At 32.2% G+C, this 25695-nt stretch carries 27 protein-coding genes; all 27 read right to left on the bottom strand.

All coding sequences use genetic code 11. The features are described from left to right. Positions 1–55: 55 nt before the first annotated feature. The gene (locus AAFU52_RS03535) at positions 56–715 is read right to left on the bottom strand and encodes a hypothetical protein (RefSeq protein WP_438425476.1); all 660 of its coding nucleotides are present in this window, start codon (positions 713–715) and stop codon (positions 56–58) included. 170 nt (positions 716–885) lie between these two features. Then, positions 886–1440 carry a DUF2199 domain-containing protein gene (locus AAFU52_RS03530; RefSeq protein ID WP_438425474.1) on the bottom strand — a complete coding sequence of 185 codons (555 nt, stop codon included), beginning with the start codon at positions 1438–1440 and terminating at the stop codon, positions 886–888. Continuing rightward, complete coding sequence (locus AAFU52_RS03525) at positions 1433–1723, bottom strand: hypothetical protein (protein ID WP_438425472.1); 291 nt, start codon at positions 1721–1723, stop codon at positions 1433–1435. The genes AAFU52_RS03530 and AAFU52_RS03525 overlap by 8 nt, the downstream gene beginning before the upstream one ends. Positions 1724–1930: 207 nt before the next feature. Beyond that, positions 1931–3427 carry a serine hydrolase gene (locus AAFU52_RS03520; RefSeq protein ID WP_438425469.1) on the bottom strand — a complete coding sequence of 499 codons (1497 nt, stop codon included), beginning with the start codon at positions 3425–3427 and terminating at the stop codon, positions 1931–1933. Between the two features lie 145 nt (positions 3428–3572). After that, the gene (locus AAFU52_RS03515; RefSeq protein ID WP_438425466.1) at positions 3573–4292 is read right to left on the bottom strand and encodes a LytR/AlgR family response regulator transcription factor; all 720 of its coding nucleotides are present in this window, start codon (positions 4290–4292) and stop codon (positions 3573–3575) included. After that, positions 4289–5068 carry a sensor histidine kinase gene (locus tag AAFU52_RS03510; RefSeq protein ID WP_161635317.1) on the bottom strand — a complete coding sequence of 260 codons (780 nt, stop codon included), beginning with the start codon at positions 5066–5068 and terminating at the stop codon, positions 4289–4291. The genes AAFU52_RS03515 and AAFU52_RS03510 overlap by 4 nt, the downstream gene beginning before the upstream one ends. Before the next feature lie 367 nt (positions 5069–5435). Beyond that, the gene (locus AAFU52_RS03505) at positions 5436–6131 is read right to left on the bottom strand and encodes a hypothetical protein (RefSeq protein WP_024771858.1); all 696 of its coding nucleotides are present in this window, start codon (positions 6129–6131) and stop codon (positions 5436–5438) included. A 150-nt stretch (positions 6132–6281) separates the two neighbouring features. After that, complete coding sequence (locus AAFU52_RS03500; protein WP_438425465.1) at positions 6282–7376, bottom strand: serine hydrolase domain-containing protein; 1095 nt, start codon at positions 7374–7376, stop codon at positions 6282–6284. Between the two features lie 284 nt (positions 7377–7660). Then, a complete protein-coding gene (locus AAFU52_RS03495) occupies positions 7661–8572 on the bottom strand; it encodes a DUF5694 domain-containing protein (RefSeq protein WP_438425463.1) in 912 nt (303 codons plus the stop codon). Between the two features lie 221 nt (positions 8573–8793). Beyond that, a complete protein-coding gene (locus tag AAFU52_RS03490; protein ID WP_438425461.1) occupies positions 8794–9261 on the bottom strand; it encodes a hypothetical protein in 468 nt (155 codons plus the stop codon). Positions 9262–9346: 85 nt separating this feature from the next. Beyond that, a complete protein-coding gene (locus AAFU52_RS03485) occupies positions 9347–10108 on the bottom strand; it encodes a type 1 glutamine amidotransferase domain-containing protein (RefSeq protein WP_438425459.1) in 762 nt (253 codons plus the stop codon). A 157-nt stretch (positions 10109–10265) separates the two neighbouring features. Then, entirely contained in the window at positions 10266–10799 is a 534-nt protein-coding gene (locus AAFU52_RS03480; RefSeq protein WP_438425457.1) for a hypothetical protein, read from the bottom strand. Between the two features lie 233 nt (positions 10800–11032). Further along, positions 11033–11539 (bottom strand): hypothetical protein, encoded by a 507-nt coding sequence (locus tag AAFU52_RS03475; RefSeq protein ID WP_438425456.1) that lies wholly within the window; start codon positions 11537–11539, stop codon positions 11033–11035. A gap of 49 nt (positions 11540–11588) precedes the next feature. After that, positions 11589–12182: a phosphopantetheine-binding protein gene (locus AAFU52_RS03470; protein WP_438425454.1), complete on the bottom strand. Its 594-nt coding sequence runs from the start codon at positions 12180–12182 to the stop codon at positions 11589–11591. Between the two features lie 158 nt (positions 12183–12340). Next, positions 12341–13039 (bottom strand): hypothetical protein, encoded by a 699-nt coding sequence (locus AAFU52_RS03465; RefSeq protein ID WP_438425452.1) that lies wholly within the window; start codon positions 13037–13039, stop codon positions 12341–12343. Positions 13040–13154: 115 nt separating this feature from the next. After that, positions 13155–14393: a hypothetical protein gene (locus tag AAFU52_RS03460; RefSeq protein ID WP_438425451.1), complete on the bottom strand. Its 1239-nt coding sequence runs from the start codon at positions 14391–14393 to the stop codon at positions 13155–13157. 235 nt (positions 14394–14628) lie between these two features. Continuing rightward, positions 14629–16056 carry an SDR family oxidoreductase gene (locus AAFU52_RS03455; protein ID WP_438425449.1) on the bottom strand — a complete coding sequence of 476 codons (1428 nt, stop codon included), beginning with the start codon at positions 16054–16056 and terminating at the stop codon, positions 14629–14631. A 127-nt stretch (positions 16057–16183) separates the two neighbouring features. Beyond that, complete coding sequence (locus tag AAFU52_RS03450; RefSeq protein ID WP_024771864.1) at positions 16184–16630, bottom strand: hypothetical protein; 447 nt, start codon at positions 16628–16630, stop codon at positions 16184–16186. A 340-nt stretch (positions 16631–16970) separates the two neighbouring features. Beyond that, complete coding sequence (aqpZ, locus tag AAFU52_RS03445) at positions 16971–17657, bottom strand: aquaporin Z (protein WP_024771865.1); 687 nt, start codon at positions 17655–17657, stop codon at positions 16971–16973. 224 nt (positions 17658–17881) lie between these two features. Then, positions 17882–20380 (bottom strand): zinc-dependent metalloprotease, encoded by a 2499-nt coding sequence (locus AAFU52_RS03440; RefSeq protein ID WP_438425445.1) that lies wholly within the window; start codon positions 20378–20380, stop codon positions 17882–17884. A 287-nt stretch (positions 20381–20667) separates the two neighbouring features. Beyond that, complete coding sequence (locus tag AAFU52_RS03435) at positions 20668–21111, bottom strand: hypothetical protein (RefSeq protein WP_438425443.1); 444 nt, start codon at positions 21109–21111, stop codon at positions 20668–20670. Between the two features lie 115 nt (positions 21112–21226). Then, positions 21227–21610: a hypothetical protein gene (locus AAFU52_RS03430; protein WP_438425441.1), complete on the bottom strand. Its 384-nt coding sequence runs from the start codon at positions 21608–21610 to the stop codon at positions 21227–21229. A 201-nt stretch (positions 21611–21811) separates the two neighbouring features. Next, positions 21812–22399 carry a hypothetical protein gene (locus tag AAFU52_RS03425; protein WP_438425440.1) on the bottom strand — a complete coding sequence of 196 codons (588 nt, stop codon included), beginning with the start codon at positions 22397–22399 and terminating at the stop codon, positions 21812–21814. 303 nt (positions 22400–22702) lie between these two features. Continuing rightward, complete coding sequence (locus AAFU52_RS03420; protein WP_438425438.1) at positions 22703–23158, bottom strand: hypothetical protein; 456 nt, start codon at positions 23156–23158, stop codon at positions 22703–22705. Positions 23159–23356: 198 nt separating this feature from the next. After that, positions 23357–24022, bottom strand: coding sequence for a DUF443 family protein (locus tag AAFU52_RS03415; RefSeq protein WP_438425436.1), 666 nt, complete (start codon positions 24020–24022; stop codon positions 23357–23359). An 84-nt stretch (positions 24023–24106) separates the two neighbouring features. Further along, the gene (locus AAFU52_RS03410; RefSeq protein WP_438425433.1) at positions 24107–24397 is read right to left on the bottom strand and encodes a hypothetical protein; all 291 of its coding nucleotides are present in this window, start codon (positions 24395–24397) and stop codon (positions 24107–24109) included. A gap of 254 nt (positions 24398–24651) precedes the next feature. Then, positions 24652–25659, bottom strand: coding sequence for a hypothetical protein (locus tag AAFU52_RS03405; protein WP_438425431.1), 1008 nt, complete (start codon positions 25657–25659; stop codon positions 24652–24654). Positions 25660–25695: the final 36 nt, after the last annotated feature.

Genomic DNA, 25695 nt, shown 5'->3' with positions numbered 1-25695 from the left:
TACTATAGATTAAACTCCAAGCTTCATATTACCTATAGTAATTGTTATACGTTCGTTATTTTTCAAATTCTAGTTTTACTTTTTTAGGAGCATAATGTATTTCCAATCCCTTTTCAATAAGGGATTTACAACGAATATAGTAGTCATCCAATGTGCTTGTGTTAAATTCTTCTAATTCATAATCACAGTAAATTTTGTCAGCTCTTATTTCAATTAATACTGCTTCCGAATAATCATTTGGGTTAATCAGACAAGTCACAGTCTGAGGTTTAATTTCTTTTATAAATTTTTCAAATGAACAAACTGAATTGTCTAATTTGTATTTAATCCAATCACTGTCTACAATATCAGAGACATGAAAAATATGAACAGAGTCGTTTGTATTGTTATACAAAACTATTTCAGAAGCTCCATATAGATATCCAAAGGGAATAAAATTATTAGGTATTTCTGGTCTAAATTCATTTTCAAAATTTTCTAATCCCTCATCTAGGTCAAGAAAAGAAAATGGTTTCTCATATTCTTCATCATCACCTTCAATTATTAGTTCTGCAGGCACTGCTAACAAATCAGTTCCAAAAACTTTATGTAGGTGAATTTCTTTTAACCTATTGGGTAAAGTAGATAACGTTTCTTGTTTCAATTTAGAAGGTAAACCCAACCTGTTTAATCGAGATTCAATTTGTTTATAGAATTCATTCATTTCGTATTGCATTAATGATGTACGACTTTTAATATATGTGTCGTAGCCTTGCAAATGGTTACTAGATCTTTGGCACTTCTGTATAGATTTTATACATTTTTCAGATTAAAATTGTTACGCCATTGCAAAAATACAAGAACCAATTGATTTATTGCAAATCAGTAATGATCACATATGTAGTACTACCCAACGTTTTTTGTTATTTCGTTTATCCGATTTTCAGCCTCACTTTTTGAAATTCCGTTATAATAATCTTTTACAAATGGATGATCAAAATCTTGGTGAGGAAAAATTTCGGGCCGGTCATTTCCAATTTTTGTAATTACATCACATGGGATTGAAGATGTATTTCCATACTCAGCAATGTCGTTGCATAACCAACCAAAATATCCAGTTTCGTGATTTGGATTATTGAAATTTTCTTTATAATCCGAATAACTTTTTTCACTTAACGAAACCCAAAGTCCGTATTCTAGGGTTTCGCACGCTTCATTTATTTTTTGAGTAAGCGTAACTCTAATAAATCTATCAATTTGGTCTTTATAATGAATTTCGCAAAAATCTGTTTCCAATTTTCCAATTTCCAATTTTTCATTGTCTGAAAGAGTATGGTAATTCGCTGGTGAATTAAAAGTCAATGCTGGCCATTCTGAATGTACTTGTCCGCATTCAGAGCATTTAAATTCTGTTGGTTTGTTTTTCTTTCTTTTCCAGAACATCAATCTTCCTTTATGCATCGAATTCTGCGTAATGAATTAATCTTTTACATTTAACCTCTATTGATTCATTTTTTTCTAGATCTTCGATAATTTCATTAACTAAAAACACCTCTAGAAAATACTCATATCCAGGGCATTTTTTTTCAGTGACTTCAAAAGTTTTCCATTCTAACTCTTCTTCAGTTAACTGTAGTATTATAGTTTTAGATTTTAAAGAAAACAGCCCATCAATTCTTTTCACATAAAGAACTGATTCTTCATTAACTTCATCAATATTTGTTATAACATCTATTAGTTTCATCAATACATGGGAAACAATAATATATACACTAGTACAGATATATTTGTTTATATTTTTTTAAAAACCCACCTGGTATAGGTGGGCTCATGTCAAAAATAAGGTTTTGCAAACTATGATATGATATTTTGATTACTATTTATAGCATTTTGGTATTACCAGTGTATAGGAGGTTACAATTTTTTGAATACGTAAAACACTCTCTTTTGCTTATTTATGATATTCTTTCTTAAACCGCTGTAGTGTTTGAGTAAAAGAATTTAATGATAGATCAGCATTCTTTTTCGCAACTTCAACGGCTTTCTCATAATTTTTGAGTGCTAAATCATATTGTTTGTTTTTTTCATAGGCTTCTCCCAGACTATCATAACCATTAGCAACATTTGGAAATAAGTGTACATTAAGTTTAAATAATTCAATTGCAAAATCTTTTTCATCTTCATGAATAAATTCATATGCAATCATATTTAGATGCTGAGGAGAACGAATGGTATAGTAGGTCCCAATAAAATCAGCCATTTTTTCTAATGATCCTAAGGCACTAATTTTATTCATGTTATTATAAATAAATTGATTAAGCCTGGGTCTTGGTAGTTTATACTCTACTTTATATAGAATATCTTCTATATAATGCACGACATTTTTCGAAATCATATCATAATTTGATAGTGCAATTATGGTATATTTATCTTTCAAGTATCTTGAAAAGTAGGAGGAAAAACCTGGTGCGCCGCCACTATGACCAACCACTTTATTCTTATGTCTATCTTCTACCTGAAAAGCTAAACCATACGTTACCTTTGGCATGACTGCAGTAAACAGTTTTTGTTTTGATGCCTCATTAATTAAAATAGAACTGTAAAGCGCTTGGTCAAATTTTAACATATCACCTACTGTGGATAGGATTCCGCCATCTGATTGCGGAGCACTACTTTTATAGACATTGTTTTGGTATTTACCAGAAAGTGACTTCATATATCCGATTGAACGATTCTTAACCACATCATCCCAGAATTTCATCTGTGTGTCATTCATCTTAGCAGGAGAAAAAATGTTTTTAGTAATATAATCAGAATAGGATTGCCCTGTAATTTTTTCGATAATGGCTCCCAGGAGAATCATCCCGGAGTTAGAATATGAAAATCGTTCACCCGGTACTTTAAAATCTAATTTTTGCTCATAAATAAATGGTAACAGGTCGTTTATCGTACGCATTTCACTTCTTTTAGACCGATACACAGGATGTCTCATGTAATTGCCTACACCAGAGGTATGTGAAAGTAAATGGTGAATTGTAATTTTATCTCCTAGCGGAAAGTCTATTAGATGCTTACTAACTGGATCATTGAGTTTTAATTTTCCTCGTTCTTCGAGTTGTAAAATAGAGACTCCCGTAAACATTTTACCCATAGAACAAATATTAAATTTAGTATCTATATTGTTTTTTATTTGGTAGCTTTTATTTGCATCTCCAAAGGCTTTTGCATAGAGAACTTTGCCTTCTTTGGCAAGTAGTACGGTGCCAGAAAACAGGTCTAGTTCTACATATTTCTGCATCACGCCATCAATTTTTTTATTTAACTCTTGCGCATGTATATTTAGTGATACACATACAATACAGATACATATTTTAAGCACCGAAGGTGTTTTCTTTATTCGTGATTCAAAATGATAAAGTGATTTTGAGAGTATTTGTATTCCTTTCATTACGTATTTTGTTTAGGCATTAACCTTAATGATTAATACTTCAAAATTGAATCAAAACAAGTATGGATTCAAACAAAATAGATATACAAGAGGATTTAATAGACGTTTTAAAGGATTTTGTCTATTTAAAAAGAATATTAATTCATTATGAAAAATCAGAGTCTATAAACTTTTGAAAGTTTTCTTTATGCTTTTCTGAAACAGGAATGTATTTTTCGCCAAATACAATGCGATTACGTTCTATGGTTGTTATTTTTTTTAAGTTCACAATATAAGAACGATGAACTCGCATAAAATGTTTACCAGATAACTCTTCTTCTAAGGATTTCATGCTTTTTAAAGATAGAATAGGCTTTTCTGAACAGATGGTGTAGTACTTTACATAGTCTTTTAGACCTTCGATATAAATAAGATCTTTTAAATCTATTTTGATCAATTTATAATCAGACTTTACAAAAATGTAATCATCATTATAATTTGTTGTTTCTGGATGTGCTGTTGTATTTAAAATCTGCTGTTTTGCCTTATTGGCTGCGGTAACAAACTCTGGGTAATTAATTGGTTTTACCAGATAATCGATGGCGTTAACCTTATAGCTTTCTAATGCAAACTCTTCAAAAGCAGTAGTGAAAATGATTTTTGATCCATTGTTGGCAATCATTTTAGAGAATTCCATCCCCGATAAATTAGGCATTTGAATGTCTGTAAAAATCAAATCAATGTCTTTTTGATCCATTATTTCAATTGCAGCAATAGCACTATGACATTTTGCGACCAGTGTTAAAAATGGTGTAGCTTCTACATAACTTTCTAATAGGTTAAGCGCTAAAGGCTCATCATCGATCAATAAACATCTAATCATCATTCTTTAAAGTTAAGTATTAATTTAGCGATATATAGGTTGTCTTTTTCTTCTGTTATCAACTCAAATTTACTAGGATATAATAATTCGAGTCTCTTTTTTAAATTTTCGAGTCCAATCCCAGAATCCGTTACGTTTTCAATTTGCGGAAAAGAAGAGTTGATCACGCTGTAGTGTATCGTATTATGATTTTCGATAGTTAGCTCAACTTTTATATGACTAGGCTGTACTGCATCGATACCATGTTTAAAGGCATTTTCGATAAAAGAAATGAGCAGGAGTGGAGCTATCTGTATGGGTTGGTTAATGATAGGAAAACTTTTTTCTACTCTTAAATTCGAAGACACTCTTAATTGCATTAGATCAATATAATGCTCTAAAAAATCAATTTCTTTTACCAAAGGTACTTTGTTCGTTGCAGTATCGTGTAGTAAATAGCGCATCATTTTACCTAAACTGTGAATGGATGTCTTGGCTATTTTTGGGGAACTATCAATTAATGAATACACATTGTTTAGAGTATTGAATAAGAAATGAGGTTGAATCTGATATCTTAAATATTTAATTTCAGAATTTAATTGCGCTTGTTTTACATCCTGTAATACCAATTGATCATTAATCCATTTTTTATTAATTTTTAAACCAGCGCACATTCCAACACTTAATATCATTGGTAAAATGAGTTGTAGAGATGAGGTGGTACCGCTTCTAACTTCTCTTAGCCTAATGCCATTTTCTGTAGGGTTAAAGAGGTTTAATTCTAAGAAGCTCTTTATCAAAAAAAAGAGTATAATAATTAGTAAGAAGTTAATGATATAAAAGAGTGTTTTTTTATTTTTAAAAAAGTACTGATCCACCAATAGAAAATAATTGATGTAGAAAACAATCAAAAGGCTGCATGTAGATAGCCAATTTCTATTGATAATATATTGTGTGTTAGAAATTTCATCTAACGATAAAAGAGGCCATAAAAACACAAGGCACCAAAAGCCTATATGTATAAAAACAGTAAGGATGTTTTTATTATGGATATGATTCTTTTTTATCATCTAGTCGTTTGTTTCAATAGATTTAACCTTAATACCTATGCACAGCCACAATAGGTGTGTTCTTTACATTAAGACTGTATTACCAAGTGCATTGTGTCTATTTTTCTATTATTAATGTTTCTTCTTTTAAGATAAATGTATCGAGATTGTTTACCTTCAAAACGTTAAACTCAATTTTTTGAACTCCTTTTTTTGAATTCACATTTAATGAAAAAGAGTTTTTTCTAATATCATTTATTTCATAAACACCTGCACCTTTGAAATCAGCAAACAAAAGATATGAATTATCTAATTCCATAAAGCGAATGCCTATGTTGTTAAAACTATATTTAGGTGAATGAGGGGTTTCATAAAAAGAAATGGTGTCTTTTTCCTGATATCCTAAATCGCTTATAAATATGTTTTTTAGAATTAGTTTCCTAAATTTTTTTAAAGCTATTTTTTTTGACTCAACTTTCCTGAAATATAAAACTTCATCTTTATTTCGAAGAATTATCTGATGCTTATTGGGGAATTCAAATTTGATTCCAATAGATGGAATTGAAAGTATGTTTTTGTTTTTAAGATAATGATATCCATTATCAAAAGTTCCTTTCCATTCTTCTTTTCCCGGATCAAATGAGAATATGGAATCTTTTTCAATTTTAAACATTAGTCTATTCGAAAATTCATTACTCTTTTTATTAGTTTGGGGATTAATAGCGTATTCATTAATCCAAATTCCTTCTTGAGCCTGTACAATTATAGAAGATATTATTAATATTGAAATTAGAAGTTTTTTTTGAGATACCATGTTTAGTGTTTGATCATGTTATAGATGTGTTTCATATTGGGAGCAAACTGTAGTATAACGTCTCAACTAACAAAACGTTTTGATCTAGTAAAGATATTGATTTGTCGTGTCTTTCAGTTTTTGAAATAATTTATGGGATTGTACTTGTTGTTATTTTTCGTTTATGAATGTTGGCAGGAAGATGTTTTTCATTATAGCAAAAGGAAATTTGTCTTCTTGTGAGTTGTATGCACCTCCTGTAAATACAGCTACCATATTCAATTTAGGAAAAATCATGATATATTGTCCTCCGTTTCCAGTTGCTGTTTTAGAAATTATCACTTTTTCGTTTATTTTGAACGGAATGTTCCACCACAAATAACCGTAATCAATTCCAGTAATTTTTGTTTTTGGCGTGGTTGATTCTTCAATCCATTTTTCAGAAACAATTTGTTTATCATTCCATTTTCCATTATTGAGGATCAATTGCCCGATTTTAGCCATGTCACGTGAGGTCATATACAACCTTTTTCCCGATGGGATCACCTTTTTGTCTGAAGTATGCCCCCAACTTATATTGGTAATACCTAATGGATTGAATAGGTATTGCTCAGAAAATTTGTCGATTGTCATTTTCGAAGCTTGACTTATTATTTCGACTAGTAACACTACGCCCATCGAGCAATAATTTGAGACAGCTCCTGGTTCATTAACCATTGGTAAATTAAGCGTATATTGAAGCCAATCCCTTTTTTTATAAACTTTATCCTCTTGCCCTTTTGATTTCTTATCCCAATCGTTACAATCAAATCCAGGTGACATTGTTAATAGATGCCTGATTGTTATTTTATCTTTTCTCTTGTCTAGATTTTTGGTTGGCACCGGGTTTTTGAGATACTTTGATATAGGATCGTCTATGCTATCAATAAATCCTTTATCAATTGCAATTCCCAATAAAATTGACCTTATGCTTTTTGTTGTAGAACGAAGGTCGTGTTGCTTATTTGAAAAATGGTCGTTAAAATATTCTTCGATAATGATTTGATCATTTTTCACTAACAAAACACTGTGTAACCTATTTTTGCCATTATGTATTTGTTCGAATAATTGATAGATTTTTGTGGTGTCGACATTCTGTAAACTTAGATGGGCTGTTTTCCATCCGTCATCAAGGTCTTTTGGCTTAGAATACTTATATGGGTTTTGTCCGTAACAAAATGTATTTATTAAGAGAACAAAAAGCGTTAGGGTTGCTATATTTTTCATATTAAAAAGTAACCACAATATATGTACCAATATGCATATACATGTTTGTGTTTATTTTAAAAACTTAACCCATACATGTATTCATCTCAAAAATTTCTTCTAAAAAGTGTGATATTTTGATATGTAGTACTACTAATAAGGTATATCCAAAATTATATACACATGAAACAACCCAATCAGAGATTCGTTTTTTTTCTACGTAAATTCTTTCAATTTCATAAACGCGAAGTCAAACAATTCAATGCTATTTTAGGAATCAAACCTGATAACTCGTCACGTAAATGTTAGTGCTTTGTCAAATCATTAAATGTCATTACTCGAAAATCCGGTGCTGATTCAAATAGTTCATCCAGAATCCACTTATGAGCCCCTCCATATATGATGAGTAAATTTTCATTTTTTGATACTAAGTTTTTCGAATTAGCGAATAGTCGTACGTTTCTTCTATACCATCTGCCAACAGCGTCTGCTCCTAAGTAGTTACCTCCATGATCAACATTTACAAGTCCAGTTGTCCAAAGTTGCTTTGACCTTTTTGAGTGCTGTTTCGAGTTGATCAGTTTTATATAATCGTATACATTGAGATGTCTTTGTATGGTGTCCATAAATGTATTGTACCTTTTATTTTCAGCATCATAAGCTTTCCATAATTCCAGATGCCCAAGGCTATCTGCATATACTCCCCAGTCATCAATGGCGTTTATGTATTCGGGGAACGGAGGGTTGTTATCTATGCAATATACTCTACTATGACCAAGGGCTTTGGCTAATTTAAAACCTAGTTGAAATGTTTCATGTTTACCTAGTTTGTAATTTCCTTTTTGATATTCGGTATACAGTGAGTCCATCCATTCTTGATTAGATGTACGCCATTCTACAGCTATTTTTCCGGGGTTAAATTGCTCTAATAAATTGATCAAGCTATCCAACTCCTTTTGATTGCTATCTGTTGAGATATCAATATGCTCATTGGCAACCACATCGCTACCATCTCTTGATCTGTCAAAATGAAACACTCCTAAGGTTAAAACCTGATGTTTAGAGATACTATCAATTGACGGATATGCAGCGAGTGCTTTCTGAAAATCAGACATATGATGTTGCTTGGTTTTATCTTTATTTTTTGAACTACATGAAGTTAGAAGAAGAATTAATAATACTTTGAAGAAATATTTCATTGGTTTTTTTAGATTCATTGTTTTTATCAAGCTAAATAGCTCTATTAGTATAGACGCAAATTTTGTTGGGATAGTTGCCTGAATCTATTTTCTTGGATAGACTTATAGTACTATAACATATCGACGATGGTTAGTACGGGAATTCAGAGAATTGAACTTTTGGACCTGAACTTAGCTAATTCTATTTAACTAAATATTTTTAATTTTAATTAATAGACGTTGTTAGAATACGTTTACTGTTAATGATTCAAAATATCTTTTCGAAGCGATCGTATTTGGATTTCATCATCGGCAAGCTCTTGGAATTGAGCTTTGTTCATAATTTTTAAATCTATATTCATTAGGCCTTTTGAACCATAATTGCTCTCAGTTATGAATTTTCCGTTATCTAATTCAAGTATTGCGCACGAATTCATTAAATACTTGTTATCCAAAAACTTAAAATGTATATCTATTATCTGTTTATTTCTGAACATTAACCTCGATGTTAATCCGCATCTTTGAGCTTTGTCAAAAGGTGTACTTCTATGGTTTGAATAATGTTCAATCAAATCATAATTGTCATCCAAATGTTTAGGTAACAATACAATTTGGCCATTTGATAATCTAATCTGAGATTGAAATTCTTGAATACCATGTTCATTTTCGAATTTGTAATTGAATCGAATTTTTGAGATTTTTTTGTCAATTAAATCAGATAATTTCATAGTTTAGAATGGTGTTTATAAACGATTTTTATGTGAAATGTAGCATTAAAAAACTACGTTTTTGAATATACACAGAGTCGTCTTTTTATTCTTTTTTGTTAATCAATTTTAGTACTTCATCCGCTACAAACTCTCCACTATTTGAAAAAGAAGCAGTTACTAGCCTGTTTTTAGAATCTACTATTTCGTAATTCATTTTCTTTTCGTGATTATACACTTTCAAATTAGCATCTCTTTTTTGCAATTCTTTTTCCATATCATAAGGCAATAATTTACCAAAGTCGGATTGTTTCATTATGTTTTTTTCATTCCAAGTAGGGAAACTTGTCATTGTTTTATCCTTTACCAAGTATTCTCCTGATTTCAATTTTACATTTATAAGAGTTGCAGTTCCGTGGCCAATTGTTCCGATAACACCTCCAGAATCATATATTTCTGATATAACCTGAAGAATGTTTTTGTTCTTATGAGTGTCCCAAAATTGTCCATATCCGCCAGGAATGATTACTGCCAAGTATTCTTCTGGATTGATTTCTGATGGTTTTAAACTATTCTCCGTTTTGTTTTTAAACACATCATTTTTGATAACAGATTTTACTACATTCGTAGTATCTCCACTATGATAGATTGGAATTTCTCCACCTTTTGGTGATACAATATCGATTTCAAAACCCTTTTTTAAAAATTGATTAAACGGAACAGTTAATTCAATTAGATAAGTTCCGTTTGGCTCACTTTTCATTTCATTAATATTGGTAGTTACAAAAAGGATTTTTGTTTTTTTGTTTTTCTTGTTACAGGAAATAACTAAAAATAATAGTATTAATAATGCAAAAAGCTTATTCATATTTCTTTTATATGCGTAACTAAAATAATAAATATTTTATGCTTTTCATCTTTTTATTGAGACATATGTATACGATCCATTTTGAGATATGTGGTTCTGGATCGGTACGTTACTAGAACTGGTGAAATTTTATGTTCATCACCCTTTGACTTAGATGTTACTTTAGTTTAATTATTGCGTCTTTACATTTTTCAATAGCAGCATCATAGATTTCTAGTGTTTTATCCTGTAGATTAACTTTTATATACGAACTGCATATAGTCTGAAAATGTTTTGGCTCTAGGTCTATGATTTGTTTGTGAGGTACTGTTTTATTTTCAACTTTTAAATGATAATTTTTATCATTACAAGACTGAAACAATGTAACAAAATAGTTAAGGTCTGAGAAATTTTTAAGGCTAAACTCTTCTAAGTTTTGTGAAACATCATGCATCGTATACGATGGTAATGTAGTGTTCTTTTTTTGTTGGAAAAAGGAAACAATATCATTGTTAATGTCTTTTACGGGAGTATATGTGCTGTCTAATAGTTGTATTACATATTCGTGGTTAGGCTGTATAGCTTCTTTTTCCAAAATTAAAATCTTATGACACATCGCTCCCCATCCACAGTGTTGTGCTACTGTATATTGCATTCCTGATAACGATAGTAATAAAAGGAAGATGTTTTTTTTTATGTTTAAGATTATCATTTGTTATTTATGTAAAGTTTTTAACCACAATATTTCTTTATAAAGTTTCTCTATACAATTTAATGCTAGAGGTAATTCTCAGAGAGTTTTTAGAGTTTAAATTTTCAGAAAGAATTTTTTAACTCATGAGTTGTTTCATTTAAAACAAAGATAGATGGTAAGTGTTGTATACTCTCTCACTGTTTTCAGTGAAAATTGCTGTGTGTTTTAATGCTTATTGTGTGGTATCATAGCTATCCCGAAGTGGTATCTGGATTATTGATATTGTTGTGCTTTGTTTTTTTTAGCTCAATTATCCCGATTATTTCAGTCAATTTATCCAATCCAGTTTTTGAAATCATTATAAAACAGAATTCAATAAAAATAAATCTAAAAACTATAATTGCGATTACTAGTGAAAGTAAAGTGTCAAGTCTATTTTGAATAACAGATGCGATTAGTCCGCTTATTACAAATAATACGATAATTAAAAATAGTATTTTGAAAGTTTTACCAACTTGTATTTCCAGAGTTCCGTTTCGATTTTCTAGTTTTCCATTTAGAATACAGAAAGCTCCATAAAGGTTTTTTGATAATTTTATTTCAAATTCGTCATCATGAATTTTTCCAATAAAAGTTTGATGATTCCAATCAGTAACAAATTGTTCGTTAGATAACGTATGACTTTTCAATGCGGTCATTGCGATTGAACTATCATTTTGTAATTCTATTGAATAGTATTTTGTTGGAAACAGTTTCATTTAGTTCACAAGATTATTTTAATCTTTTATACAGGTAATAGAATGTTTATTAATCTATCCCTAAATCATTTGTGAAGGAATGATGCATTTCAATTTCACTTAATGGGACTCCGATTTGATATTCAATCATCCCACAAATAATTCGTTCAATTTCGTATTTGCTTGAAATATCTTCGATTGAAATTAACTCGTCCGAATTCATTGAAATTACCCAATCCGTAAATTTTCTTAAAGTGTTTTCTGCAACAGGTTCAGTTCGATCAAATATTTTAAACCCCAAAAACCGGACTTCTTTGTTGAGAGTTTTGTTAAAGTCTAAGTCGACTAGCTTAGGTGTTTTTAGAGCTATTTTAATTTCCAATCTTGTCCAGTCAGATTGTAAATCCGTCTTGCTCAACAAATCCGACATTTTTGTATTGGGTGTAACATCCATTTTTTCATTACCAAACTCTTCAAATGCCCTTCTTATCCGATAAAAAACTATTTGCGATAAACATTTATTATTCGGTTTTAACTTTATTTTTTCAAAAATAGAATCAGCCATTTGTTGAACCGTAGCAATATTTTCTGCTTCAGCGTCTGGAATTGAAATACCAAATTTATCTTCAAAAGACATTAACAATTCTACCGAGTCTAATCCCATTATTTTTATTTCTTTTATATAAATAACTAAAATAGTAATTATTTTATGCTTATCACTTTTTGATTTAGGTGCTATTTATTACATGGATTATAAATCCGTGTGATTGGTTTAGTATATGGGCCTTTTTATGTGCTATACACCTTGTTGTAGTATGTTGTTTATTCTCCTTTTATTTGTTTTCTAAGATATTTTGCCATCTTACTCATTTCTTTCTCAAACCGATTTTTCACTTCTCTATTCTGGCTAATTCTATATCTAATTTCATCTTCACCTCCTCCAATTTCATTTAGATGATCGAAGTCTGTATTGCGAAGTTCAATTAATCTTTGTTTACCAATTTCAAAATTCTCAAAATCATCAAGGCTACTCATTAGGTTTTTGTAGTGACCTTCTTCAATTAACAACGCATTCTTTTCTAAGGATTCTCTTGTAGATTTGAGTTGAATCGAGAAGTTTTTTAATCTTTCTTTTGAGGCTACTTCCCATAAGTCAACTCCGTTAAGTTTTAAATCACATAAGCTTTGCCATAGGTTATTATAGATTTGAAACTGATTTTCTCGGTACTTTAGAAACAAGACTTTAGATTTTTCTAATTCAATTTTTGTGGATTCGAGCTCTGATTGATATTTCTGTCTTAAAATTTCTAATTTCTCATGCTGAAAGGCTTTTTGAGTTTCTAATTCGGTTTGAAAATTACTTTTAAGAGTTTCTAGCTCTTGTGAATATCTAGCACTGTCTTTTGCTAAGAGTTTTTTTGCAAATAAATTTCCAAACCATTTAGACAACCCTAAAATTATTGCACTCGCTCCCCCAAGACTTAAGACAGATGCTCCTAAAATTTGTAATATATTTTCCATATTTCGTTAATTATCTACAACGATCTCATATATAAAAAGTAGCGGATTTTCATGCACTAACTTTTCGTTTTAGCATTTACTCCGCTATTCTTTATATACATTGTTGGCAATAGTTTTACCAAGCATTACCAGATCCCCCTCCTCCTGAGGATTGACCATTAGACAGGTATATTCTTCTTTCTTTAGTAACAGTTTCACCGTTTTTGTAAGCTCTAACATAAATTGTTACCAATCCACTAGTGGTTGGAGTCAATAAAACAGAGCTAGAATTGGAGTTATTCACTTGAGATCGTTTTAATGAACCATTAGGATATCCAATCCCCCAAACCCATCTGTCTACAGAGACATTACTTGAAACCCAAAACTTATGATACAAATAGCCTCCAATATGGGCATAATCAATATCAATGCTTATAGATGATAATTCTAAATCTACCGTAGGGTTACATACAGGAAGAGATAAAGTTGTTGGGTTTGTAGATGCATTATTTCCATTGTAAGATATATCAGATACTTGATAAAGCTCTACGTTTCCGTTATTCATTAAGTTTACTATATCAACATTTTGTTTTGTATTCACAATTCCAGACATTCCAGGCCAACTATCTTTAATAACCCAACGGGAATCATTTGTCCAACCTATAATTGAAAAAGCATGGTAGGATAGCCCAGCAGAAGGGATATTATAGTTTCTAAACTTTTTTGCATTATGAACTCCATTTTGATTGCCTGATACTTTTACAACTACAGGACCACTATTTAAGATCTTCATTTTAATATCATCAACAGAATTAATATCATTCTGACTTAGTTGAATAGCATTACCTACTGTAACATAATTACCTAAAGAACCTCCATCTTCAATATCCCAAATTGGTGGCGAAAAGTTTGTGTTTAAAAAAATCCTGTATGACCTTTGGCCATTTGGATGCTCTATGTAATCTAATACATCTGATCTTTTAATACTACATCCATTACTATCAGGATTATTTACAGGGCATGTTGCAGGTGCAAACGAATTAATTTGTCCACTTGCTATCAAAGGGATTTTGAAATTCGAATTTAAATCAGGAAGGTAATAAGGAGCATTCCATACCTTATAATCAAGATATGCATCAGAAAGAGAAAATAAATTAGAACCGTATACATTGTTCTCCATAGCATAGGTTGTTTCAATAGCTGCATTAAAAGCAAAAGCTAAGCATGGTCCTTGATAAGGCTGAGCTCTCGGGCTTGTTACAAAATTTTGATTACCACTTGTAGTCGGAGCATTTGCCCATGAAAAGTCACATGGGATATTTTGACAAAATAACTCTGTCGAAAATATTAGTAATAAGAGTAGAATTTTTTTCATGATTAATAATTTTAAAGTTGATTAATGTGTGTATATGCGTAACTAAAATAAGGAATATTTTACGCTTCTAGCCCTTTTGTTGTGATATTGAGGCTGTGAGCCATTTTTAAGGTATATGATTATGGATCATATGGTTACCAGGATTAGTTGAATTTTAAAAGTTTTTTGTATGGCTACAAAAGAGATGCAGGAGTAGGGAATTGTGAAGGGTTTTAGTACCCTTACTAAGAATTAATTAGGTCTTGTTATGTGTGCTTATTTGGTTGATTAATCCTTTAAAAATAAAGCCATGAAACGGGTATACAGCATACCAGTATAATCTGCCAGCCAAACCTAAGGGTCTAAATGTGGCAGTTTGGATCACATCGTTATCCACTATTTTAAATTCAAGCCAGGCTTCTCCTGGTAGTTTCATTTCTGCAAAAAGTAATAATCTTCCTTCTTGTTTATTTGCATAGAGCACCCGCCAGAAATCTAATGAGTCTCCAACAGATATAGTGGATTGATTTGTACGACCTCTCCGCAATCCAACTCCACCAAATAATTTATCAAAAAAACCACGGATTTTCCATAACCAATTCCCGTAATACCATCCATTCTCACCACCAATACTCCAGATCTTCTCTATTGATGATGCATAGTTTTCAGTTTGTCGAATACGCATGTCTTTAAAACATCCAAATTCTGGAACCTCTATAAATTCTGATATGTTGCTGGTTATCTCACTACTAGAATAAGAATCTTTCCAGCTAGAAGCGATCTCATTGTTTTTAATGTTATCAAATGCTCTTAATAGGGCTTCCTTATAGGATATGGGTTGGATTTTTAGTAGGGTATTGATTTCATGATTTCTACATACAACTTCAACCTTCATACTATCGACTAAGGATCTGGCTAGCTTGTAAGAAGTAGAGGTTACAAAATATAGCCAATAAGAAGAGAGCTTCGGGGTCATTACAGGTACGGTCCAGATTCTCCTTTTTAAATTTCTAACTTTAGCAAAATCAAGTAGCATTTCTTTATACGATAGAATATCATCACAGCCAATATCAAAATTCCTGTTGTATGTTTCCTCTTTAAGGATACATTCTGTTAAAAAGCTTTGCACATCTGCTATCCCTATGGGTTGACATTTGGTAAGAAGCCATTTTGGGGTAATCATAACAGGAAGCTTTTCTACCAAGTCGCGCATGATCTCAAAGGATGCACTGCCCGATCCAACAATGATTCCTGCCCTAAAGCAAGTTAGGTTGTAGCTGCCTTTTCCTAGTTCTTCTTCAACCGTTTTTCTTGATAGCAGATGTTTAGATAGGTTAGATTCATTAACTATACCACTTAAGTATATCACTTGTTTAACAGCTGTGTTAGATAATGTATTCCGAAAATTGATAGCAGATTTTTGTTCTAATGATTTATAATCGTCAGATGTCGACATAGAGTGTACCAGATAGTATGCCACATCAATATCATTTGGGATTTTTGATAGAGAGGAAGCATCTAATAAATCAATTTCTAATACAGAAATACTTGCGCTCAACGATTGGGGAGGATGAAATCTAGAGGTATCCCTAACGCAACATACCACATGATGCCCCTTATTTACTAATAAAGGGAGAATTCGTTTGCCGATATAGCCTGTGGCACCTGTTAGGAGTATTTTCATTCGTGTAAACAGGCATATACCCTGTATAATCGTTTAAATTTATGTATATGTATTTGCGCGTTTTTTTGTATCACGATATCCATGTACATCAACGCTTTTATTTTTAATAATGACTAGAGAATTTTATCTAAAATACAATAATATATGCGATATAGGTTAGAAAAAGTAGTTGAATAAAATTAATAAGTAAAGCCATTTTAACACCCTTATGTTTTCTTTTTAATCCTTTTTCTAAATCATAAATTTGACTATCGATATCTTTTTCTTCGTCCTCTTTTTTGTTACTATTCGCAATACTATTAAAAAGCCAAAAGAACTTTTTATACGAATTTAAATATGGAGTTATTGTATACACAGTAATCAGTATAGAAAAAAATGAAAAAAGGATTATTAAACTGGTGATCACCTTAAACGGAGAAAGGTGTAAGGGGGAGACGAGTGTTGTTAACTCTCCTATGATTATTGTGATGCTAACGATAATCAGTATGTTAAGGATTAAAATAAACACCCCTTTAGTATTGATTTCGGCATCATATCCAGCAAATCGTTCTATTGTTTTATTTTCGTAGCCCATTTTAAATTTAGTATTAACAATGATCCAAATAATGATATTCTAAATATGACCAGATAACGTTACCAGAGTAACATCTATCTCTCTTATATAAAAGTACGATGACCTTTTTTAATAAAGTTACGGGAAACCTCATGGTAAGGGAATGATTGGTTCTCGATACAATTTTTCTCCATTACATTACGAAAAACCACTCGAACTGACGGGCATGTACCCAGAGCGTAGCCGAAGGATACATCACAACGTGTCTAGGATTTTCCTTGGGATCGAGTAGCATAAACAATAAACCCTTGCATGAATCATCATACAAGGGTTTATAGTATATATAGGTTTATTGTGTTTTTTATGCTTCTTCCGGAGAAATAAATTTGTACACCAATCCGGCTAAAATTGCTCCTATGATTGGGGCTACCCAAAATAACCATAATTGCTCTATTGCCCAACCTCCAGCAAATAATGCCTGGCTCGTACTTCTTGCAGGGTTTACCGAGGTGTTGGTTACCGGTATACTTATAAGGTGAATCAGAGTTAATCCTAATCCTATGGCGAGGCCTGCAAAACCTTTAGGAGCTTTGGAATGAGTAGCTCCCAGAATAATGATCAAAAACATAAATGTCATTACGATTTCGGTTACTAAAGCTGCAAGCATAGAATAGCCACCCGGGGAATGCTCTTCATATCCATTGGCAGCAAACCCACCAATTTCGAACCCAGATTTTCCTGTAGCAATAAGGTATAAAATTCCTGCACCGGCAATACCACCCAATACCTGGGCAACAATGTAAGGTAGCAGTTCTTTTTTATCAAAACGACCACCTATCCATAATCCGATAGATACTGCGGGATTAAGATGGCAACCCGAAATATGCCCAATGGCATAGGCCATCGTTACAACGGTTAAACCAAACGCAAGAGCGACTCCTGCAAATCCAATCCCTAACTCTGGGTATGCCGCTGCTAATACAGCACTTCCACACCCACCTAATACTAACCATAAGGTCCCAATAAATTCTGAAATTAATTTTTTCATGTTGTTTATTCTATTGTTGATGTTAATAATGAGGGTATGAATTACTAAGGTACTTATATTTCTTTTACAGGTTCTATTCTCGTATGATCTTTTCTCTAACTTCGGATTAAGTGCAGAATAATAGGATAACTATAATATAATCACTCGATCAGACAAGTACCTATTAAAAGAAACCCCCTGCTTGATGATTCAAACAGGGGGTGTTATATTATAGGTGTATTATCTTATTTCTTAGGTTCTAGGATGGCGGTGATACGTTCTGCGATATCCTGCAGGTGATATTGCGTCATTCTATCTGATGTTCTGCCAGTGGCGTTTCTAACTGCGCGGCGTAGCGTATTTAATTCTGCACGCACTACCGCTCTAATATCACTTTGCGAGGCATTTACATTAGTTCGTACTACAAAGCGTCTTATATTCTCTGGAATCTTAGGCTGCTCTTTGGTCATTAAAAATTCTAGTCGATCGATATATGCTCTCTGTATGTTACGACGATATACATCGATAGTACGACCACTTCGCAATTCGCTCCATAGTCCCGATCGTAGTTCGGTCATCATATCGAGTAGGGTATAGGCCTCTTTATTGTTTAAGGCTTCATTCTCGATTAATCGTGCCATACGACCATGATCTAACAGGTTGTTTAAGGTTCTCACCTGGAAATTACGAATACGTTCTACATTTCCTGCAGATTCTATTTTATCAAAAATAGTGTTGTCGAGTAACCAATCCGGAGTGCTAAACAATTGCTCGTGTAAAAATTTCATGGCACGTTTCTGATTCGCTTTGGTCACATGAGAATATACTGCGCCTTTTTGATCGTAGGTTTTGTAGTATTCATATACTCCACCAATATTAGAAGATACATGACCCATATATCGATTAAACTGCCCCAATACCTGTCTGTACATAGTGCCCAGATCATCATAGTTTTTACCGTCTTCGGCAGTCCATGTGATGAGGTTGGGTACAATTCTTTTTAGGTTTTTGATTCCGTAAGTACTGGCGAGTACAGCATCATCCCCAAGATCTTCGGTTTGCGAACTTGGATCAATAACTCCAAACTGTTGTTTCCCAAATCGATACATAGGATCATTTTGATGCTCCAGTATCCAGCTGTCCAGTGTCTTTTTCTCTTCTTCTGCAGTTGGTGTAAATATCGGTCGATATCCCCATTGTATTGCGTGCTTATCATAGATACCGATATTAGGCATTAAGGCAACATCACCATCTCCTGGTTGGGCAACATAGTTAAATCTTGCATAGTCCATTATCGATGGTGCTGTACCATATTTTTTGGTAAACACAGGATCTCTTAGAGATTCTACAGGATAGGCAACACTACTTCCCATATTATGCGGTAGCCCCAGGGTGTGTCCCACTTCGTGAGCAGATACAAATCGAATCAATCTTCCCATTACTTCATCCTTAAAAGCAACACTTTGCGCTTGTGGATTGATTGCTGCGGTTTGTACAAAAAACCAATTTCGTAATAAGGTCATTACATTATGATACCAGTTGATGTCACTCTCCAGAATCTCTCCTGATCTGGGATCACTTACATGTGGTCCGTTGGCATTAGGGATTGGAGAGGCCAGGTAGCGCACTACAGAGTAGCGCACATCCTCTGGACTCCAATCAGGATCTTCTTCTACTGTTGGAGGGTCTTTGGCGATAATGGCCTCTTTAAACCCAGCCTGTTCGAAGGCAACCTGCCAGTCTTCGATCCCTTGCTTAATATATGTTCTCCATTTTTTTGGAGTTGCACGGTCTATATAGTATACGATTTGTTTTTTAGGAACCACCAGTTCGCCTCGTTTAAACTTTGCAAGATCTTCATCTTTTACCTCTAATCTCCATCGATCCAGGTAACGTACCGTTTTACTTTCTTGCGCTTCTAATCCATAATCCGTTTGTCCGCGGGCAAACCATCCTACTCGTTGGTCAAAATATCGACGCCTCATAGGTGTTTTAGGAAGTAGGATCATAGAGTTACTCATTTCTAATGAGATAGATCCTGTACTGGCATTAGAAGGTGGCTCGGCAGCACTATAGGTTTTTACATGACGGGTTTCGATATTTAACGGGTAACTTCTAATCGTATCGATATACGATCGGGCAACATCTAATTTTGAAATCTTATATTGCTTTCGTCTGCTATCAGGAAATCCTAATGGTTTTACATCTTTTTTAAAGAGATCGGTAACCTCGATCACTGTTGCATTCTTTACCGCATTGATAGAATCTTTATAAAATGCCTTGATCGGAAATGCATATAACACCGGTTCGAAATTAGAATTCTCTACGGCCTCATGAATAGGTAAAGAATCCGAAGCGAAGACCTGATGTGATACAACACGAAGTAATATCTGTTTGTTTTTTCGTTGCCAGCGCAATACCTGGGTGTTTTGTTTTCCTCCTCCAAAACCAATCCCCGTAGCGGTTTTGGCAATACGCGTAACCATAAGCATTTCCCGGTTAAACAATGAATCCGGAATCTCATAATAGTATTTATCGTCTATATTATGAACGGCAAATAAACCTTTGTCGGTTTTAGCCTTTTCGGTAATGACTTCGCTATAAGGCTTAATCGTATCCTTGTTTTTACCTGGTTTTTTGGCTTCGGCCGTAGCGGTTTTTCCTTTTTTAGGTTGAAGAACAGAACAACCACTAGTGGTGATTACTACTAAGCATAGAAGCAATCTAAATGTATTTTTGAGCATGTGAAGAATTTTTAATCGGCGGAAGGTAATAAAATAAGAAACCGACATATGTGAAAGTAAGGTTAAAGGTAGATTGATAAAGGGCGTAACCTCTGTTAATTGTGAATTTATTATGAATTTGTTGCTGATCAAGCCTTTAAAAATGTATACTCTTCGGCTACGCTCAAGACAGACGCTACGTCATAACTTGTCTCGAATTTTCCTCGGGATCGAGTGCGTACACATCTCGGCGCACAGGTCGAAATACATTTTAAATACTATCCGCAATTCATTTATAGGACACGTTGTTAACTGCAGTTATTCTTCACCTTTTCCAGTGCTTTTGGAAATGTGATTGTCATAAAGTCCAGATGCTCATCAAGGACATCTATTTTAACATGAAGTGTATTACTATCTGTTCCTTCAGTAAGTGTGTAAATTTCTGTTGCACCCGACCAGGCTTTTGTTTCATCATCAATAGGTTGTTCCTTACCCTTTACCACATTTCCGATATGCTTAAACATCATGATTTTATTTGGAATGTGTGTTTCGATGATGCTATAGATACCACTTTGATCAGGAGAAAGGAATACTACTTTACTACCTTCTTTCCAATTATCGGTAAGGGCATAAGAACCTTCAAAAAATACGCTAGCCCAGTCACGATAGAAACTATCGCTCCATAGTGCGTTCCATATCTTGGTTTTCTCTGCCTTAATATCAATTGAAAATTGTAATCTGTTTATCTTCATGATTTAAGATTAAGTTAGAAGTTAACTATAGTGAATCACTAAGGTAACAAAATCGCAATGAATTCTTTTTGAGGAATTTAACTGCAATGAGATATACAGGTTGTTGTAAACAGTTTTATTTGTTTTTTAGATTAGCAAAATCAGCTAATTTTTGTCGTATTAGCTTTGCCTCCTCATAACTAACTTTTAGTTTACTCAAAGAAAAAGAATAATGTTGTTCTGAATCAGTAATTTCAAATGATGGTTTAATTCCATTATATATTAACTTTTCAGTTCCGGTCAAAACTCTGTTTTCGATAACTTCATTCCTGATAATAAAAAGAACCCTTTGTTCAGTGAGTATCAAATAATCGATTTTTCTCTTAATTAAAGCATAGACAAAAGTCAAAATAGATAATTCTTTAAACAAAATTTCCAAAAACGTCTCTTCAGAATCTTTTTTGAGTAAGATTATTCCAGATTCATTCCTGATTAGTTTATCTATTTCTTTTTTGGTCATTCAATTTTATTTCGAATTACTGTTAACAATAGTATATGCATACCAGTACAAATATACCTGTTTGTAGATATTTGCAAGTGTTTATGTATATCAAAAACTCACGCCTGTCAAGATTTTTATGTAGACGTTGAGTATTGTATTATACAGATTGAAAATCTATGCTGCCCGGGTGTTCAGGCTATTTCCGTTTGTTCTATTTGATTATTGAAATCTATAATTCGATATTTTGTTTAGAGCAACAATATATTCATTAACATTTTGATAATTATGATGGCCTTTATAGGAAGCATAGGTTGTACCTTTTGGAAAGGTTAATACAGAGTTGTTATCCAAACCCGTATTTATTAATGTTCCATATCCAAGTTTATCATTAGCCATTGCAGTTAAAAATTTAGTGGGCATCTTTGTCGATCCTAAGTATGCAAATATTGCCTCTTCTTTTTTCGATATTCTAAGAGTATTTTTTAATGTGCCTGAGGAGACAATGGGATTTGAATCTAGACTGGTAAATTTGATTATAGACCCTTTAGATATAATCTCTTCTCCTGTTTCCCAGACTAGATCATTTTCGTCTGCACCAAAACGATTTCCATTCCATTCAGAATCTGTAAAATGAATTGATGTTTTTGGAGGTATATTAATAAAAGTTATAATTTCGAAACTATCATTATTAGCATTAAACCCAATAAATGCAATATCTCCAGATTTTAATTTAACTGGTTTTTCTGATAGAAAAATTAAAAGTATTAATGTTGAAATCATTCCATAAATAAGTCTATTGCCTTTCACCTCTAATAATTTTAGTTTAGGATAAAAGTATTTTATAATTAACTCAACTACATTAATTTCTGGTTATCTAATTGAAAATGAAATGTAAACTTTTCTTTTAATGAAATTTTAAATATCTAAGGTAGAATTATTTTAAACGGGATTGATCGAGCTTCTATATGTTGTACAGAAATGTGGTATATATATCATAAAACTCATGCCTGTCAAGACTTTTATTTAAGCACTGAGTATTGTATTGCATTGATTGCAAATCTGCACTTTTGGGTTAAAGAGAATGTAATTGACCCAAAAAAGAATATACTATTAATTTTTTCTAATATATTTTTCTACAACATACCTTTTTATGTTAGCTTCTTTTACTTCTTCTAGCCCATACTGTATAAGAGTATCTCCTTTTATTTCTACTGTAAATGGAAATTTGTGACCTCTTATGGCTTCTACCGCAGAATATTGTAATGTTTCTATATAGGTATTTCCTTCTAGAGTATACGTTCCTCCTCCTCCATAAAAACCATCTACGTTTGTATGATCTTGATTAAAAAATGCAAAATGATCTTTACCGATGATTTTTATAAAATCTGATGTAGTCATGTCTTTAATTTTCACAGAATCTCCTTCTTTGATCTCTCCATACACCATTTTCCATGCTCCTTCTATTTTTTTGATCTCTTTAGGTTTTGATATTGTTGGGGCGGTTTCGTTTTTGTTGCAGGCCATAAAAATAAAAGAACAAGCTACTAGTATAATTTGGTTTCTCATAAAATGTTGATTGATATCGATAAAGTTAATTTTATTTTAGTAAAAACAAAACCTCTTCATTTTGTTCTTAGAAGCTGTGTCGTTATACTACTGTCATACGGTTTTAATAATATCTATTACCTCAATCAAAATTTTATATTTGGTGACTTTGTAAATAAACACAGACCTTTTGATTAAGTACAAAGGCCTTATGTTTTCTTATATCTTGTTACCAGTAGTTTTTTTTCGAAATATCATTTTCAAATCAGTAATTAAATAAAACCCAACAAATCCAAAGCTACTTAAAGCAAAAATAAATTCCCCTTCCGGAATAAGTAGAAATATATTAATACCAATTAAAAATAGGCAGAATGGATATGTAAATAATCTAATCAATATGTTTTTTAAGGACCACTCCTTTTCAAACAGTTTTTTCTCAGTTTTAATTTCAAGTTTTTCAAATATTTCGTCAAGTTGATTTTGTTTTTCGAACAAATAAAACTTCCGAAAAACTGTTATTAAAATCAACAAAAAAGCTAAAATAATTAGAATTGATAACCAGTTTTCCGAAAAATCAAAGTCTGTGGGGAAATTTGCCAGAATTAGGTAGAGAATACCAACTAAAAACAATCCAACAATTGATTTTCCAATCGGGTTTAATTTATCAGTTATGTTGGTCAGATGATTATTTGCATTTAATTCAAACGTAAAAATCGGATAGAAAGCGGTATTCCACATATTTTGTCTCCATACTTTGATTTCATCTCGACCAATTTCTCCTTTTGATCTAAAATCACGAGAAAAAACATTCCATAAATGATTTAGAAAAGTATCTCCTTTTCTCAATTCAATTAGTTTTTCTATATCTTTTTTTGTGATTTTCAATTTTATTTCGAATTACGGGTAACAATGGTAGACGAAAGCCAATACACATATACTCGTTTGTAGGTATTTATAATTGTTTTTATTTCAATGATTTGCTTTGTCAAAACAGTCCTGTAATACAGATCTTTCATTCACAAGTATTTTTTCCGCTCCAATATCTGAGTTTTTATATTTTTCTCCAAGCCTCTCAATAATACACTCACAATATTTCTCCGCAACCTTTTTATCAATTTTGGGATTAGTTAATCTGAATTTCCTGCTACATTCTTCAATTTCATTATTTCCGATTTCACTTTTGACCTTAAAATAATTATAGACATTATATCCAATAACAATAATTACTATTAAGATTCCGAGGCTTTTGAACTTTTGCATTTTATAATTTTTACCAATAATAGTATACGAATGCCAGTACACATATACTCGTTTGTAGGTGTTTATAATTGTTTATGTATATCATAAAACTTACGCCTGTCAAGGTTTTTATATAGACGTTGAGTATTCCATTTCCATTTTCCTTGTAATACACTACAACAGTTAGTGTAAAATGGGGTTTAATGCATTTTTACACAGTGTTAGTAAATGTTGGTTTTCTTGATTAAAGAAAGATAGGTATGCTTAAATAAAGCCTATTCTCTAGCCTCAAAAAGAAAGAAGCCAGTTTCTCTTCCAATAATAAGTAGACAATTGTCTTTTAATGCCAGCCCACTTATACCTTCACCAAATTTCTTTCTTGCTTTATACTCTAATTTAGGAGTATTAACTAATTGAATACCTTTATTGTCTTGTTGTATTATTGCTGTAACAAATTGATCCTTTGATCCTTTTGTGCCAACAACCAACAACTCATTTTCACGTTCAATTGTTCCTCCATGGATTTCGGATTTTCCTATTTTAGCCGCTTTATATCTTTTCAATTTTTCACCGTTTGTAACATTATACTGTACAACATTGTCATTCCCAATTAACAGTATATCATTACCTTGGTTTAACCATTGCATGTAAGTGGGCGTATAGCCATTAACAGGTTTATGTTTGCTTAGGAATTTGTACTTTCTATCATGTTCTGATTGTTGATAAACATATAATCCACAATGTCTGAAAACCATATACAAATTGTTTCCATATTTTTTAATATCCATAGGGTAATCAAACATCATTGCACTATTTTCAGATAAATCAATGATTTTTAAAAAATTATTAGTTTCATCAATTACATATATGGCTTTATCAATCATTACATAAATCAAACCCTTCGTTATGTGAAAGTTTACATAATTATTAGTTGGTAAACTGTCATCATTTGGAAAAGTAACTGTCCTAACCAAAACCGGATGTTGTAAATCTGAGATGTCAAATACTTTTATCTCCTTACTTTGTCCAACATAAAGTAGATTACCATTTTTTTTAATGAATTCTCCAGACCAATCAATTTCAAAAGAAGAGATCATATTTATTTGTGGTAATTTTTTGATATCCCATATTTTGATTTTTTTTGGATGTCGACTTATAATTACATCATCAAAACAAATTGAATCAGAAAAGTTTTTTTCAATCTCATGTTCTATTTTTTCATAAGGTTCGTTTAATATTAATGGTATTTCGGTATACTTATCTATGTTACTTAACTTAGTCATATTTAGTCATTTATCAGACGTGGCAAACGTGCAACG

It is taken from the genome of Aquimarina macrocephali, assembly GCF_051627225.1.
GTDB lineage: Bacteria > Bacteroidota > Bacteroidia > Flavobacteriales > Flavobacteriaceae > Aquimarina > Aquimarina macrocephali.
This window is presented reverse-complemented; position numbering and strand designations above follow the sequence as displayed.

What these genes read in the sequence shown, in the direction of transcription:
- AAFU52_RS03535 (WP_438425476.1), bottom strand. Translation starts at nt 715, where the DNA reads ATGCAATACGAAATGAATGAATTCTATAAACAAATTGAATCTCGATTA.
- AAFU52_RS03530 (WP_438425474.1), bottom strand. Translation starts at nt 1,440, where the DNA reads ATGCATAAAGGAAGATTGATGTTCTGGAAAAGAAAGAAAAACAAACCA.
- AAFU52_RS03525 (WP_438425472.1), bottom strand. Translation starts at nt 1,723, where the DNA reads ATGAAACTAATAGATGTTATAACAAATATTGATGAAGTTAATGAAGAA.
- AAFU52_RS03520 (WP_438425469.1), bottom strand. Translation starts at nt 3,427, where the DNA reads ATGAAAGGAATACAAATACTCTCAAAATCACTTTATCATTTTGAATCA.
- AAFU52_RS03515 (WP_438425466.1), bottom strand. Translation starts at nt 4,292, where the DNA reads ATGATGATTAGATGTTTATTGATCGATGATGAGCCTTTAGCGCTTAAC.
- AAFU52_RS03505 (WP_024771858.1), bottom strand. Translation starts at nt 6,131, where the DNA reads ATGGTATCTCAAAAAAAACTTCTAATTTCAATATTAATAATATCTTCT.
- AAFU52_RS03500 (WP_438425465.1), bottom strand. Translation starts at nt 7,376, where the DNA reads ATGAAAAATATAGCAACCCTAACGCTTTTTGTTCTCTTAATAAATACA.
- AAFU52_RS03495 (WP_438425463.1), bottom strand. Translation starts at nt 8,572, where the DNA reads ATGAATCTAAAAAAACCAATGAAATATTTCTTCAAAGTATTATTAATT.
- AAFU52_RS03490 (WP_438425461.1), bottom strand. Translation starts at nt 9,261, where the DNA reads ATGAAATTATCTGATTTAATTGACAAAAAAATCTCAAAAATTCGATTC.
- AAFU52_RS03485 (WP_438425459.1), bottom strand. Translation starts at nt 10,108, where the DNA reads ATGAATAAGCTTTTTGCATTATTAATACTATTATTTTTAGTTATTTCC.
- AAFU52_RS03480 (WP_438425457.1), bottom strand. Translation starts at nt 10,799, where the DNA reads ATGATAATCTTAAACATAAAAAAAAACATCTTCCTTTTATTACTATCG.
- AAFU52_RS03475 (WP_438425456.1), bottom strand. Translation starts at nt 11,539, where the DNA reads ATGAAACTGTTTCCAACAAAATACTATTCAATAGAATTACAAAATGAT.
- AAFU52_RS03470 (WP_438425454.1), bottom strand. Translation starts at nt 12,182, where the DNA reads ATGGGATTAGACTCGGTAGAATTGTTAATGTCTTTTGAAGATAAATTT.
- AAFU52_RS03465 (WP_438425452.1), bottom strand. Translation starts at nt 13,039, where the DNA reads ATGGAAAATATATTACAAATTTTAGGAGCATCTGTCTTAAGTCTTGGG.
- AAFU52_RS03460 (WP_438425451.1), bottom strand. Translation starts at nt 14,393, where the DNA reads ATGAAAAAAATTCTACTCTTATTACTAATATTTTCGACAGAGTTATTT.
- AAFU52_RS03455 (WP_438425449.1), bottom strand. Translation starts at nt 16,056, where the DNA reads ATGAAAATACTCCTAACAGGTGCCACAGGCTATATCGGCAAACGAATT.
- AAFU52_RS03450 (WP_024771864.1), bottom strand. Translation starts at nt 16,630, where the DNA reads ATGGGCTACGAAAATAAAACAATAGAACGATTTGCTGGATATGATGCC.
- aqpZ (WP_024771865.1), bottom strand. Translation starts at nt 17,657, where the DNA reads ATGAAAAAATTAATTTCAGAATTTATTGGGACCTTATGGTTAGTATTA.
- AAFU52_RS03440 (WP_438425445.1), bottom strand. Translation starts at nt 20,380, where the DNA reads ATGCTCAAAAATACATTTAGATTGCTTCTATGCTTAGTAGTAATCACC.
- AAFU52_RS03435 (WP_438425443.1), bottom strand. Translation starts at nt 21,111, where the DNA reads ATGAAGATAAACAGATTACAATTTTCAATTGATATTAAGGCAGAGAAA.
- AAFU52_RS03430 (WP_438425441.1), bottom strand. Translation starts at nt 21,610, where the DNA reads ATGACCAAAAAAGAAATAGATAAACTAATCAGGAATGAATCTGGAATA.
- AAFU52_RS03420 (WP_438425438.1), bottom strand. Translation starts at nt 23,158, where the DNA reads ATGAGAAACCAAATTATACTAGTAGCTTGTTCTTTTATTTTTATGGCC.
- AAFU52_RS03410 (WP_438425433.1), bottom strand. Translation starts at nt 24,397, where the DNA reads ATGCAAAAGTTCAAAAGCCTCGGAATCTTAATAGTAATTATTGTTATT.
- AAFU52_RS03405 (WP_438425431.1), bottom strand. Translation starts at nt 25,659, where the DNA reads ATGACTAAGTTAAGTAACATAGATAAGTATACCGAAATACCATTAATA.